The sequence below is a fragment of the Brevundimonas sp. FG8 genome, from assembly GCF_057808845.1.
This window is the reverse complement of sequence record NZ_JBMDIU010000002.1, coordinates 79,360-91,545: the sequence shown is the minus strand read 5'-3', so window position 1 is coordinate 91,545 and position 12,186 is coordinate 79,360. Positions and strand designations below refer to the sequence as shown.

12 protein-coding genes are annotated in these 12,186 nt (G+C 66.7%); 7 read left to right on the top strand and 5 right to left on the bottom strand.

The genetic code is table 11. The annotated features are described in order from the left end of the window. Positions 1-140 precede the first annotated feature (140 nt). From ACODRV_RS04075 to fsa, 3 genes are read right to left on the bottom strand one after another with little or no spacing between them, the layout of a single operon-like run. Positions 141-1,070, bottom strand: a complete 930-nt coding sequence (locus ACODRV_RS04075) for a tyrosine recombinase XerC (RefSeq protein WP_488907507.1) — start codon at positions 1,068-1,070, stop codon at positions 141-143. Beyond that, entirely contained in the window at positions 1,052-1,753 is a 702-nt protein-coding gene (locus tag ACODRV_RS04070; RefSeq protein ID WP_141628055.1) for a DUF484 family protein, read from the bottom strand. Before ACODRV_RS04070 ends, ACODRV_RS04075 begins: the two co-directional genes overlap by 19 nt. A 24-nt stretch (positions 1,754-1,777) precedes the next feature. Continuing rightward, positions 1,778-2,431, bottom strand: coding sequence for a fructose-6-phosphate aldolase (gene fsa / locus ACODRV_RS04065; RefSeq protein WP_141628054.1), 654 nt, complete (start codon positions 2,429-2,431; stop codon positions 1,778-1,780). Positions 2,432-2,461: 30 nt separating this feature from the next. Between fsa and ACODRV_RS04060 the strand changes: the two genes are divergently transcribed. Then, complete coding sequence (locus ACODRV_RS04060; protein WP_488907506.1) at positions 2,462-4,624, top strand: primosomal protein N'; 2,163 nt, start codon at positions 2,462-2,464, stop codon at positions 4,622-4,624. A 157-nt stretch (positions 4,625-4,781) separates the two neighbouring features. Here ACODRV_RS04060 and ACODRV_RS04055 read toward each other — a convergent pair whose 3' ends face one another. Both ACODRV_RS04055 and ACODRV_RS04050 read right to left on the bottom strand, forming a co-directional pair. Further along, positions 4,782-5,594 carry a glutaminyl-peptide cyclotransferase gene (locus tag ACODRV_RS04055; RefSeq protein ID WP_488907505.1) on the bottom strand — a complete coding sequence of 271 codons (813 nt, stop codon included), beginning with the start codon at positions 5,592-5,594 and terminating at the stop codon, positions 4,782-4,784. Positions 5,595-5,596: 2 nt separating this feature from the next. Next, positions 5,597-6,442: a TerC family protein gene (locus ACODRV_RS04050; protein ID WP_141628051.1), complete on the bottom strand. Its 846-nt coding sequence runs from the start codon at positions 6,440-6,442 to the stop codon at positions 5,597-5,599. A gap of 258 nt (positions 6,443-6,700) precedes the next feature. Between ACODRV_RS04050 and ACODRV_RS04045 the strand changes: the two genes are divergently transcribed. The 6 genes from ACODRV_RS04045 to ACODRV_RS04020 all read left to right on the top strand — a co-directional run bounded on the left by ACODRV_RS04045 (position 6,701) and on the right by ACODRV_RS04020 (position 12,169). After that, complete coding sequence (locus tag ACODRV_RS04045; protein WP_141628050.1) at positions 6,701-7,255, top strand: F0F1 ATP synthase subunit delta; 555 nt, start codon at positions 6,701-6,703, stop codon at positions 7,253-7,255. 51 nt (positions 7,256-7,306) lie between these two features. Further along, positions 7,307-8,839 carry a F0F1 ATP synthase subunit alpha gene (atpA, locus tag ACODRV_RS04040; protein WP_141628049.1) on the top strand — a complete coding sequence of 511 codons (1,533 nt, stop codon included), beginning with the start codon at positions 7,307-7,309 and terminating at the stop codon, positions 8,837-8,839. Between the two features lie 34 nt (positions 8,840-8,873). Further along, positions 8,874-9,752 carry a F0F1 ATP synthase subunit gamma gene (locus tag ACODRV_RS04035; RefSeq protein ID WP_488907504.1) on the top strand — a complete coding sequence of 293 codons (879 nt, stop codon included), beginning with the start codon at positions 8,874-8,876 and terminating at the stop codon, positions 9,750-9,752. A gap of 43 nt (positions 9,753-9,795) precedes the next feature. Then, complete coding sequence (gene atpD / locus ACODRV_RS04030; RefSeq protein WP_488907503.1) at positions 9,796-11,349, top strand: F0F1 ATP synthase subunit beta; 1,554 nt, start codon at positions 9,796-9,798, stop codon at positions 11,347-11,349. A 5-nt stretch (positions 11,350-11,354) separates the two neighbouring features. Next, the gene (locus tag ACODRV_RS04025; protein WP_141628046.1) at positions 11,355-11,624 is read left to right on the top strand and encodes an ATP synthase F1 subunit epsilon; all 270 of its coding nucleotides are present in this window, start codon (positions 11,355-11,357) and stop codon (positions 11,622-11,624) included. 164 nt (positions 11,625-11,788) lie between these two features. After that, the gene (locus ACODRV_RS04020) at positions 11,789-12,169 is read left to right on the top strand and encodes a DMT family transporter (protein WP_304580235.1); all 381 of its coding nucleotides are present in this window, start codon (positions 11,789-11,791) and stop codon (positions 12,167-12,169) included. Positions 12,170-12,186 lie beyond the last annotated feature (17 nt).

Below are 12,186 nucleotides of genomic sequence, written 5' to 3'. Positions count from 1 at the left end.
CCCACGCCAGGGTGGCGGCCAATCCAGTCAGAAGCAGTCGGCGATCCGGACCCGGTAAGCGATACAGGGGCAACGGCGTTTCCCTCTGTCTTTTCAGGGCACTTTACGCCGATCTCGCACGCTGGCGAGTCCGTGTTCGCTCACGCCCTCGGATGCGCCGCCGCATAGACGTCCAGCAGGTAGGCGGCATCGACGGCGGTGTATTTCTGCGTCGTCGACAGGCTGGAGTGGCCCAGCAGTTGCTGGATCGAGCGCAAGTCGGCGCCCGCGCCCAGCAGGTGGGTCGCGAAGCTGTGGCGCAGGGCGTGGGGCGTGGCGCTGGCGGGCAAACCCAGCCGCCCGCGCAGGCGCTGCATGGCCGCCTGCACCTGACGCGGTCCCAGCGGTCCGCCGCGCTTCGCCCGGAACAGGGCGTCCGACGGCTCAAGGGGGTGGGGTTGAAGCGCGAGATAGGCGTCAACCGCCTCGCGCACGGCGGGCAGGACCGGCGCCATCCGCGTCTTGCCGCCCTTGCCGGTGATCCGCAGGGTTTCGGGCAAGGGAGCGTCGGCCCGGATCAGCGACAGGCCCTCGGAAATCCGCAGACCGCAGCCGTACAGCAGGGTCAGAACGGCCCGGTCCCGCGCCGCTTCCCAAGGCTCCATATCCGGATCGGCCTCGCTTTCCTCCAGCAGGCCGCGCGCCTGATCCTCGCTGATCGGGCGGGGCAGGGAAGGCTTCACCTTCGGTCCGTGCACCAGAGCCAGTTGAGGCGCGGGCGTGTCCAGTCTCCGGTCCAGGAAGCCGTGAAAGGCGCGTATGGCGGACAGGGTCTGGCTGATCGAGCGCGCGTTCAGGGGGTGGTCGCCCGAGCGACGCTCGGCCAGATGGGCGCGCACTTCCGCAGCCGTGATCGCGCCGAGGCCCTTCAGGCGCTGGGGCTCACCCCGGTGCCGCTCCAGGAAGGCCAGATAGAGCCGCCCGATGTGGCCGTAAGCTTCCAGCGTGCGGGGTGACAGGCGCCGCTCGTGCGCCAGATGCTCCAGCCAGGCGGCGAGCGCCTCGTCAGCCGTTAGTTCAGAATGGGCCATCGTTCGGCCGTGCGCTCGACCACCCGGGCGATGAAGGCCACCAGTTCGCAGCCCATGGTCGGGGTGAAGCCGTCTTCTTCAGGTGATCCGAAGGCGCAGACGGCGTGGCGGCCGGGGGTGTCGTCGCCGGGGAAGTGCGGGGCCATGCGGATGAGGGCGACCGACTTTACCTCTCCGTCCGTCGCGCCGAACAGATTCAGCCCATCGAAATTCGGGCCCAGCCAGGTCAGGCCATGCTCGCCCAGCAGGCCATCGACGCCGCCCGCGTCCAGCGCTTTCCAGCCGAACGGAACGCCGCCGGGCTTCTCCATGGCGATGGCCGCGCCGGCCAGGCCGAACCGTCCCTGCGCCACTGCGTCCAGGCGGCGGGCCAGATCGGAAGGATTGCGGGACTCCATCAGGTCCAGAGCCGCAACATGGGTCTGGGTTTGGGCGGCGAAATTGGCGCGGGCGACGGCCTCGATCCGCTTGCGGGCGTCGGCTTCGCGCTCAACGGCTTCTTCCAGCTTGGTCAGGGCGGCGCGGCCGAACTCGACCACATTGCGCCCGTGCGGCTTCAGCCCGATCTCTTCCAGCAGGGAGCGATCGTCCAGCAGGGTCTGGGCGTGCGCCTGAAGCCAGACGCGGACATCCGGCCAGTGAAGCTCGTCTTGCTTCGAAAAGAGGTCAGGCGAAACGCTCACTAACCTCTCCCCGAGGCGCCAGTTCTAAAGGATGGACTGACCGGTCTTGCCCCAGTCCGCCAGGAAGGCATCAAGCCCCTTGTCGGTTAACGGGTGTTTGACCAGGGCCTTGAAAGTGTCGGCCGGGAGGGTCGCGGCGTCGGCGCCGGCGAGGGCGGCGGCCGAGACGTGGCCCGGATTGCGCAGGCTGGCGGCCAGGATTTCGGTTTCGAAGCCGTGGATGTCGTACAGGGTGCGGATCTCTTCCAACAGGCCAATCCCGTCCGCACCGTGGTCTTCCAGGCGCCCGACGAAGGGCGAGATGAAGGTCGCGCCCGCCTTGGCGGCCAGCATGGCCTGGGCGGCAGAGAAGCACAGGGTGACGTTGGTCTTGATGCCCTTGTCCGAGAAGTTCCGCGCCGCCCGCAGCCCGTCCCAGGTCAGGGGCAGCTTCACCACCACGTTCGGGGCGATGGCGGCCAGCTTGTCGCCCTCCTTGACCATGGTCTCGTAGTCGGTCGCGACGGCCTCGGCCGAAATCGGACCCTCGACCAGGGCGCAGATTTCAGCGATGACCTCGGCGATGTTGCGCCCGGACTTCGCGATCAGACTCGGATTGGTGGTCACGCCGTCGACCATGCCGGTCGGCAGCAGGTCCTTGATGACGGCGACTTCGGCGGTGTCGAGGAAGAGTTTCATGTCGGGGCTTCTAGCGGAGAGGGGGCAAGGGTGAAAGTCGCATCCGTCCTGATTCCTCTGCCGGTGCCTGAAGCCTTCGACTACGAAGTTCCCGACGGGGTCGAGGTCGCGCGCGGCGATCAGGTCGCCGTGCCGCTGGGACCGCGCCTGATCCGGGGCATCGTATCGGAGGTGCGTGAGACGACCGGCTCGAACCGGCGACTGAAGGCGCTGGATCACGTCCTGGACGATCCGCGCCTGCCCGGGCGCACTGTCGATTTCGTTGAATGGGCCGCGCGCTGGACGCTGAGCGCGCCGGGCGAGATGGCGTCGGCGGCGCTGAAGGGGCTGCGGGCGCCGCGTCCGCGTCCTGAACGCCGGGTACGCCGGGTGGGCGATCGTCTGCCCGCCAGACCGACTGTCGCCCGGACCGCGGTGTTGGAGCTTCTGGGTCAGAAGTCCATGCCGGGCCCCGATCTGGCCCGCGCCGCCAATGTATCGTCCGGCGTGGTGAAAGGCCTTCTGGATGAGGGTGTGCTGGAGATCATCGAGATTGAGGCCGTCGCGGCCTTCGATCCTCCCGATCCGGATCATGCGCCCGCGACCCTGAACCCGGATCAGGCCGCCGCCGCCGAAGCCGTCGCAGAGGCGGTCGGCTCACGCCGCTTCGTACCGATGCTGCTGGACGGGGTCACAGGGTCCGGCAAGACCGAGGCCTATCTGGAGGCCGCCGCCCGCGCGCTGGGAGCGGATCCCAACGCCCAGATTCTGATCCTGCTGCCCGAGATCGCCCTTACGCAGGCCCTGATCGAGCGGATCAGCGCTCGCTTCGGGACCGCGCCCGCCGAATGGCATTCGGGGGTGGCGCCGCCGCGCCGACGTCAGGTCTGGGAGGCCGTTCAGGCGGGGCGCTGCAATATCGTGGTCGGCGCGCGTTCGGCCCTGTTCCTGCCCTATGCGAATTTGCGCCTGATCATTGTTGATGAGGAGCACGACGGCTCGTTCAAGCAGGAGGAGGGGCTGGTCTACCATGGCCGGGACCTCGCCGTGGCCCGCGCCCGGATCGAGGGCGCGACAGTGGTGCTGGCCTCGGCGACGCCGTCGCTGGAGACGCTTTGGAACGCTCATCAGGGCCGGTATCGCTGGCTGAAGCTGGGCGCGCGCCACGGCGCGGCGGTGTTGCCGGATATCGGGTTGCTGGATTTGCGGGCCGCGCCGCCGGACCCCCAGACCTGGCTGTCCCAGCCCCTGCGTGAGGCGATCGGCCAGACGCTGGCGCGCAAAGAGCAGACGCTGCTGTTCCTCAACCGGCGCGGCTATGCTCCGGTGGTCCTTTGCCGCGTGTGCGGCCACCGTCTGACCGCGCCCGACACTGACAGCTGGCTGGTCGAGCATCGCTACACCGGACGGCTGGTCTGCCACCTGACGGGCTTCTCCATGCCCAAACCGAAGGCCTGTCCATCCTGCGGCGCCGAGGACAGCCTCGTGCCGGTCGGGCCGGGTGTGGAGCGGGTCGAGGAAGAGGTGCGCCAGTTGTTCCCCCAAGCCCGGACCGCCGTGTTCAGCTCGGACACTGTCCCGGACGGCAAGTCCGCCCGCGCCCTGATCCAGTCGATGGCGGAGGGGGAGATCGATATCCTGGTCGCCACCCAGGCGGCGGCGAAGGGGCATAACTTCCCCCATCTGACGCTGGTCGGGGTGGTGGACGCCGATCTCGGTTTGCGCGGCGGTGATCTGCGGGCGGCCGAGCGGACGTTTCAACTGTTGACGCAGGCGACGGGCCGGGCCGGGCGGGCAGACAAGCCGGGGCGGGCGCTTCTACAGACCTGGACGCCTGAACATCCGGTGCTGATGGCTCTGGCGGCCGGTGACCGGGACGCCTTCGTTGACGCCGAGATGGCCGAGCGCGAGGCGGCTTCCCTGCCGCCCTACGGCAGGCTGGCCGCCCTGATCCTGTCCGGCGAGAACGCGCAAGCAGTCGAGAAAGTCGCCCGCGATCTTGCCGAGGCCATTCCCAACGCCGAGCGGCTGGAAGTTTATGGCCCCGCCGACGCTCCGCTGGCCCTGGTCCGGGGGCGTCGCCGTAAGCGCCTGCTGGTGCGCGCCGACCGGGACGTGGACCTGCAGGGCTTCCTGCGCGTCTGGCTCAGTCGGGTGAAGGTGCCGGCCTCGGTGCGTCTGAACGTGGACGTGGATCCGTATTCATTCCTTTAGGGCGCTATCGCTCGCCGCGCGGCGGCTCGCTGCTCGAGCGCAGATCGGCCAACCTTCAGGGACTGGCGGCGCGCGAAGCGCCAGGCCGCGCCGGGTCGAAAAGGCGGAGCCTTTTGACTGCGGCCCCACATAAGTGCGCTGAATTTGCGAAGCGAGATCAGCGCGCTCCGGTCAGTCTGATCTCGAACAGGCTGGGCCAGTTCTTGCCGGTCACGAACAGGCGGCGACCTTCCGCGTCCCATGCAATGCCGTTCAGGACATCGTCGCGAGGGTCCATGCCGGTCCGGTCAGGCAGCAGGTCGGTCAGGTCTATGATGCCGACGACGTTTCCGGTCCGCGGATCGATCCGGACGATGAAGTTGGTCTGCCAGATGTTGGCCCAGACCTCTCCGTCGATCCATTCCAGCTCATTCAACTGACCGACGCGGCGACCGTCCAGCGTGACCGGCACCGTCCCGACGGGCTGCAGCGTCTGCCCGTCCAGGAAGCGGAGATGCGGGGCGCCGTCGGACAGGATCAGCCGGGTTCCGTCGGTGGTCAGGCCCCAGCCTTCGCCCTCGTAGTCGAACTCACCCATCAGGCGCAGGTCGGCGGGGTTCCAGAGATAGCCCTTGCCGGTGGTCCATGTCAGGCTGATCAGGCGCCCGTTCAGTTCGGTCAGGCCCTCGCCGAAGAGGGCTGAATCCAGCTCGCGGCGTTGCAGGACGGCCCCATCCTCGAGCCGAACCTTCCGAATGGTCGAGGGAGACCGGCCCGTGCTCTCGTACAGGACGCCGTTTCGCCAGATCAGGCCCTGGGTGAAGGCGTGGGGGTCGTGGGGATAGGTCCGTACCACCTCGACGCCATAGACCGGGACCGCTGCACGCGCGGGAGCCGCCTGGGCGGCCGGGGGCGCCGCCGACGCAGGGGTCTGCGCCAGTGCAGCGGTGGGGAGGAGAAGGGCGGCCGCGAGAAGAAACAGCCGCCTCATGCTCACACTCCGGGTTCGGCCGTCTCGGCCTTGTTGAGCTTGTCCTGATGGGCCTGCTCAGCGGCTGCCTTCCGCGCGGAGGACCGACGGGACAGCATGTTCAGGCCCTCGACCATCGCCGAGAACGCCATCGCTGCATAGATGTAACCCTTCGGCACGTGCACGCCGAAACCATCGGCGATCAGAACCGCGCCGATCATCAGCAGGAAGCCCAGCGCCAGCATGACCACGGTCGGGTTCTTGTCGATGAACTCGGCCAGCGGGTCGGCGGCCAGCAGCATGGTCAGGACGGCGACGACGACGGCGATCATCATGACGACGACGTGGTCGGTCATGCCGACGGCGGTCAGGATCGAGTCGATCGAGAACACCAGGTCCAGCAGGATGATCTGGAAAATCGCGGAGCCGACGTTGTTGATGACGACGTCCTTCTTGTCCTTCTCGAGAAGGTCATGGGACGGGGTGGTGTCCGTGGCGTGGTGGATTTCCTTGGTGGCCTTCCAGATCAGGAAGAGGCCGCCGGCGATCAGGATCAGGTCGCGCCAGCTGAAGGCGGTGTCGAAGCTGGTTTCGCCATGACTGTTGACGGCGCCCTGGATGCCCAGATCGAAGACCGGCGCGGTCAGGCCCACGATCCAGCCGATGGTGGCCAGCAGGCCAAGGCGCATGACCAGCGCCAGGCCGATGCCGATCCGGCGGGTGCGCTGACGATGCTCGGGGGGAAGCTTGTTCGACAGGATCGAGATGAAGATGAGGTTGTCGATGCCCAGCACCACCTCCATCACCACCAAGGTGATGAGCGCCGCCCATACGGTCGGATCGGTGAAGAAGACGGAGAAGTCGAACATCGGGGGCGTATCATCCTGTGAGGTTTGGGCTGAAATGCCTGTGTAGCGTTGCGGTTGCGGGTGCGGCAATGCGGCCCAATGTGGCGGCCTGTCCCGGTTGCGACGGAAGGGCAGGGGTGCTATCAGGCGCCCGGCTGAGCCGGAGGGCGCGTTAGTGAACGCGTCCCCAAAGTGCTTTCTCAAAGCATTTCAAGCCTTTGGTCGGCGCGGGCGCGCTGTCGGCCACGACCCGAACGCTAACTCGCGTGGACCTTATAAGTGGCTGACGATTTCAGAACGACGGAAGTCGGCGAGCGCTATGCACAAGCGCTGTTCGACCTGGCAGACGAAAAGGGCGCGCTGGACGCCGTGCGCGCGGACCTGAAGTCCCTGCGCGCCGCCTGGGTTGAGAGCGCTGACCTGCGCCGCCTGGCGACCTCGCCGGTGCTGGCCGCCGAGGATCAGGTCAAGGGTCTCGTCGCCATCGCCGCCAAGGCGAAGTTCAACGGCGTGACCGCGAATTTCCTCGGCCTGTTGGCCCAGAACGGCCGCGCCCGTGATCTGACCGCCGTGATCGCCGCCTTCGAGGCGCTGTACGCGAAGAAGACCGGTCTGGTCGCCGCCGAGGTCGTGTCGGCCCAGGCGCTGACCGTCGCGCAACTCAAGACCATCCAGACCACGCTCCGCGCTTCGCTGGGCAAGGATCCGGAACTGACGACCCGTGTCGACCCGGCGATCCTGGGCGGCCTGAAGGTCAAGGTGGGCTCGAAGCTCTTCGACGCCTCGCTGAAGACCAAGCTCGACCAGATGAAGTTTGCGCTGAAGCGCGCCTAACCCAATACGGCGCCTCACCGCGCACCAAGAGACGAAGACAGAGAGATCCAAATGGACATCCGCGCCGCCGAAATCTCGGCCATCCTCAAGTCGCAGATCGCCAACTTCGGCGTTGAAGCCGACGTTTCCGACGTCGGTCAGGTGCTGTCGATCGGCGACGGCGTGGCCCGCATCCACGGTCTGGACAATGTTCAGGCCGGCGAAATGCTGGAGTTCCCCAAGGCCGGCGTGAAGGGCATGGCCCTGAACCTCGAGCGCGACAACGTCGGCGCCGTGATCTTCGGCGCGGACACCGCCATCGCGGAAGGCGATGAAGTCCGTCGCCTCGGCGAAATCGTGGACGTGCCGGTCGGCAAGGGTCTGCTGGGTCGCGTCGTGAACCCGCTGGGCGAGCCGATCGACGGCAAGGGCCCGATCGTCGCCACCGAACGCCGCCGCGTGGACGTCAAGGCTCCGGGCATCATCCCGCGGAAGTCGGTGCACGAGCCGATGCAGACCGGCCTGAAGGCGATCGACACCCTGATCCCCGTCGGCCGTGGTCAGCGCGAACTGATCATCGGTGACCGTCAGGTCGGCAAGACCGCCGTCGCCATCGACACCATCCTGAACCAGAAGTCGGTCAACGCCACGGACGACGAGTCCGCCAAGCTTTACTGCATCTACGTCGCCATCGGTCAAAAGCGTTCGACCGTGGCCCAGATCGTGAAGACCCTCGAGGAGTCGGGCGCTCTGGAATACACCATCGTGGTCGCCTCGACCGCGTCGGAACCGGCCCCGCTGCAGTTCCTGGCTCCGTTCGCCGGCACCGCCATGGGCGAATTCTTCCGCGACAACGGCATGCACGCCCTCATCGTCTATGACGATCTGTCGAAGCAGGCCGTGGCCTACCGCCAGATGTCGCTGCTGCTGCGCCGCCCGCCGGGCCGTGAAGCCTATCCGGGCGACGTCTTCTATCTGCACTCGCGCCTGCTGGAACGTTCGGCCAAGCTGAACGCCGACTACGGCTCGGGCTCGATGACCGCCCTGCCGCTGATTGAAACCCAGGCCAACGACGTGTCGGCCTACATCCCGACCAATGTGATCTCGATCACCGACGGCCAGATCTTCCTGGAATCGGACCTGTTCTACCAGGGCATCCGTCCGGCCGTGAACGTCGGTATCTCGGTGTCGCGCGTGGGGTCGTCGGCCCAGACCAAGGCGATGAAGAAGGTCGCCGGCACCATCAAGGGCGAACTGGCCCAGTACCGGGAAATGGCCGCCTTCGCGAAGTTCGGCTCGGACCTGGACGCCTCGACCCAGAAGCTGCTGGCCCGCGGCGCCCGCCTGACCGAGCTGCTGAAGCAGCCGCAGTATTCGCCGCTGACCATGGAAGAGCAGGTCGTGTCGGTTTACGCCGGCACCCGCGGCTACCTGGACGGCATCGCCGTCTCGGACATCGGCCGTTACGAGTCGGAACTTCTGGCCCGTATCAAGTCGTCGAACCCGGGCCTGCTGGAAGGCATCCGCACCAAGAAGGACCTGACCGCCGAGCTCGAAGCTGAGCTGAAGGGCGTTCTGGAAGCCTTCACCAAGACCTTCGCCTAAGTCTGACCCCCGGAAGCTGAAAGAGTAGCGCCCGATGGCCAGCCTCAAGGAAATGCGCAATCGGATCGACAGCGTGAAGTCCACGCAGAAGATCACGAAAGCCCTGAACATGGTCGCCGCGGCCAAGCTGAAGCGCGCCCAGGATCAGGCCGAAAGCGCCCGTCCCTATGCGAAGAAGATGGCCGCGGTCATCGCCAACCTGGCCGCCGGCGTCTCGGGCGACAGTGCGCCCAAGTTGCTGGCCGGCACGGGCGCGGATCAGAAGCACCTGATCGTCGTCGCAACCGGCGACAAGGGTCTGGCGGGCGGCTTCAACTCGAACGTCATCCGCGCCGCGCGTGAGCGGATCAACAGCCTGATCGCCAACGGCAAGGATGTCCGCATCGTCGCCGTGGGCCGCAAGGTTCGTGACGGCTTGACCCGCCTGTACGGCGACAAGCTGATCCGCACCTTCGAGCTGAGCGAACACAAGGTCATCGGCATGGCTGCGGCCGAACCGATCGCCGCCCTGATCGCGGAAGAGTTCGAAGCCGGCCACGCCGACGTCGTGACCCTGTTCTACAGCCGCTTCCAGTCGGTGATCTCGCAGGTTCCGACCCCGCGCCAGCTGATCCCGGCCGTGGTGGACGGCGACGCCGCCCCGATCGATCTGAACGGCGCCGTCTATGAATACGAGCCCTCGGAGGAGGAAATCCTCGAGACGCTCCTGCCGCGCAACATCACGACCCAGGTGCTGGCCGCCCTCTACGAGAACCAGGCCAGCTTCTTCGGGGCCCAGATGGGCGCCATGGACAACGCCACCCGCAACGCCGGTGACCTGATCAACAGCCTGACCCTGCAGTACAACCGCAAGCGCCAGGCCCAGATCACCACCGAACTGATCGAGATCATCGCCGGCGCTGAAGCGCTCTGATCCCGACCCCGCACAGACAAGACCTTCCGAACGGAACGAACCGATGACCGACACCGCCGCCCCGAAGAAACCCGCCGCCAAGAAGCCCGCCGCCCCGAAGGCGCCGGCTGTGGCGAAGAAGCCCGCCGCTCCGAAGGCTGTCGCAGCCGCCGGCGCGGGTCGCATCGCCCAGGTCATCGGCGCCGTCGTCGACGTTGAGTTCGACGGCCAGCTGCCGGCGATCCTGAACGCCCTGCACACGCAGAACACTGACCAGAAGACGGGCGAACCCTTCACCCTGGTTCTGGAAGTCGCCCAGCACCTCGGCGAGAACATGGTCCGCACCATCGCCATGGACACCACCGAAGGCCTGACCCGCGGTCAGCCGGTCACTGACACCGGCACGTCGATCATGGCGCCGGTCGGACCGGGCACCCTTGGCCGCATCATGAACGTCGTCGGCCAGCCGATCGACGAGCAGGGCCCGATCAAGACCGACATGTACCGCCCGATTCACCGCGAGGCGCCTTCGTTCGAAGAGCAGTCGACCTCGTCGGAAATCCTGGTCACGGGCATCAAGGTCATCGACCTGATGTGCCCCTACACCAAGGGCGGCAAGACCGGCCTGTTCGGCGGCGCCGGCGTCGGCAAGACCGTGACCATGCAGGAACTGATCAACAACATCGCCAAGGCTTACGGCGGTTACTCGGTTCTGGCCGGCGTGGGTGAACGCACTCGCGAAGGCAACGACCTGTATCACGAGATGATCGAGTCCAACGTGAACGTGGACCCGACCAAGAACAACGGCTCGACCGAAGGCTCCAAATGCGCCCTCGTTTACGGCCAGATGAACGAGCCGCCCGGCGCCCGCGCCCGCGTCGCCCTGACCGGCCTGGCCCAGGCCGAGTACTTCCGCGACGAGGAAGGGAAGGACGTGCTGCTGTTCGTCGACAACATCTTCCGCTTCACGCAGGCCGGTTCGGAAATGTCGGCTCTGCTGGGCCGTATCCCGTCGGCGGTGGGCTATCAGCCGACCCTGGCGACCGAGATGGGCAACCTGCAGGAGCGCATCACCTCGACCAAGAAGGGCTCGATCACGTCGATCCAAGCCATCTACGTCCCGGCCGACGACCTGACCGACCCGGCCCCAGCCGCTTCGTTCGCCCACCTGGACGCCAAGACCGTTCTGTCGCGTGACATCGCCGCCCAGGCCATCTTCCCGGCCGTGGACCCGCTGGACTCGACCTCGCGGATCATGGACCCGCTGGTCATCGGTGAGGAGCACTACCGCGTCGCCCGTTCGGTCCAGGAAGTGCTGCAGCAGTACAAGGCCCTGAAGGACATCATCGCCATCCTGGGCATGGACGAGCTGTCGGAAGAGGACAAGCTGATCGTCTCGCGCGCCCGGAAGATCTCGCGCTTCCTGTCGCAGCCGTTCTTCGTCGCCGAGCAGTTCACCAACTCGCCGGGCAAGTTCGTCTCGCTGGAAGACACCATCCGCTCGTTCAAGGGCATCGTGGCCGGTGAATACGACCACCTCCCGGAAGCCGCCTTCTACATGGTCGGCCCGATCGAGGAGGCCGTCGCCAAGGCCGAGAAGATGGCTTCGGAAGCCTGATCGATATGGCCGACAAGCTGAACTTCTCCCTCGTCTCGCCGGAACGCGAGGTCTTCTCGGGCCTCGTGGACCAGGTTGACGCGCCGGGCGTCGAGGGCGACTTCGGCGTCCTGGCCCATCACGCGCCCTTCATGACGGCCCTGCGCGAAGGCGTGGTGACCATCATCGACGGTTCGAACCGTCGTCAGTTCGAGGTTCACGGCGGCTTCGCCGACGTGACCCCTGCCGGCCTCACCATCCTGGCCGAACAGGCCGCGGAAGTGGCCTCGGCCTGAGGCTGACGTATCGCATATGAAAAGCCCCGGTCAGCCTTGCTGGCCGGGGTTTTCTTTGGCCGGCGCGCGGTGATTGGTCGTGCATGCCATCCCTTGACCCCCGGGCAGGGCGCCCTAGATAGCCCTGCAAGACGAGGCCACGTCCTCGCTCCGCGCCTTCGGGTGTGGACCAAGTCCGGGACGGCCCGGCCCTTTGCAAGGAGGGCCGTATTCCGATGGCCTGGATTTCACTTCTCATCGCCGGCGTTCTCGAGATCGTCTGGGCCTACTTCATGAAACAGTCCCACGGCTTCACCCGCCTGTGGCCCAGCGTCGCCACGCTCGGCTTCATGGGCGTCAGCTTCGCCCTGCTGTCTTTCTCGATGAAGACCCTGCCCATGGGCACGGCCTACGTCATGTGGACCGGCATCGGTGCGGTGGGAGCCTTCATCGTCGGCGTCGTCCTGTTGGGCGAGGAGATCAACCCGCTGCGCATTCTGGCAGCGGTTCTGGTGGTGTCGGGACTGGTGCTGTTCCGTCTGGCCCCGGGTGGTGGCGCGCACTGACGTTGCGGTGAGCCAGA

Coding starts and splice junctions, on each gene's coding strand:
- ACODRV_RS04075 (WP_488907507.1), bottom strand. CDS start 1,070: ATGGCCCATTCTGAACTAACGGCTGACGAGGCGCTCGCCGCCTGGCTG.
- fsa (WP_141628054.1), bottom strand. CDS start 2,431: ATGAAACTCTTCCTCGACACCGCCGAAGTCGCCGTCATCAAGGACCTG.
- ACODRV_RS04055 (WP_488907505.1), bottom strand. CDS start 5,594: ATGAGGCGGCTGTTTCTTCTCGCGGCCGCCCTTCTCCTCCCCACCGCT.
- ACODRV_RS04050 (WP_141628051.1), bottom strand. CDS start 6,442: ATGTTCGACTTCTCCGTCTTCTTCACCGATCCGACCGTATGGGCGGCG.
- atpA (WP_141628049.1), top strand. CDS start 7,307: ATGGACATCCGCGCCGCCGAAATCTCGGCCATCCTCAAGTCGCAGATC.
- ACODRV_RS04035 (WP_488907504.1), top strand. CDS start 8,874: ATGGCCAGCCTCAAGGAAATGCGCAATCGGATCGACAGCGTGAAGTCC.
- atpD (WP_488907503.1), top strand. CDS start 9,796: ATGACCGACACCGCCGCCCCGAAGAAACCCGCCGCCAAGAAGCCCGCC.
- ACODRV_RS04025 (WP_141628046.1), top strand. CDS start 11,355: ATGGCCGACAAGCTGAACTTCTCCCTCGTCTCGCCGGAACGCGAGGTC.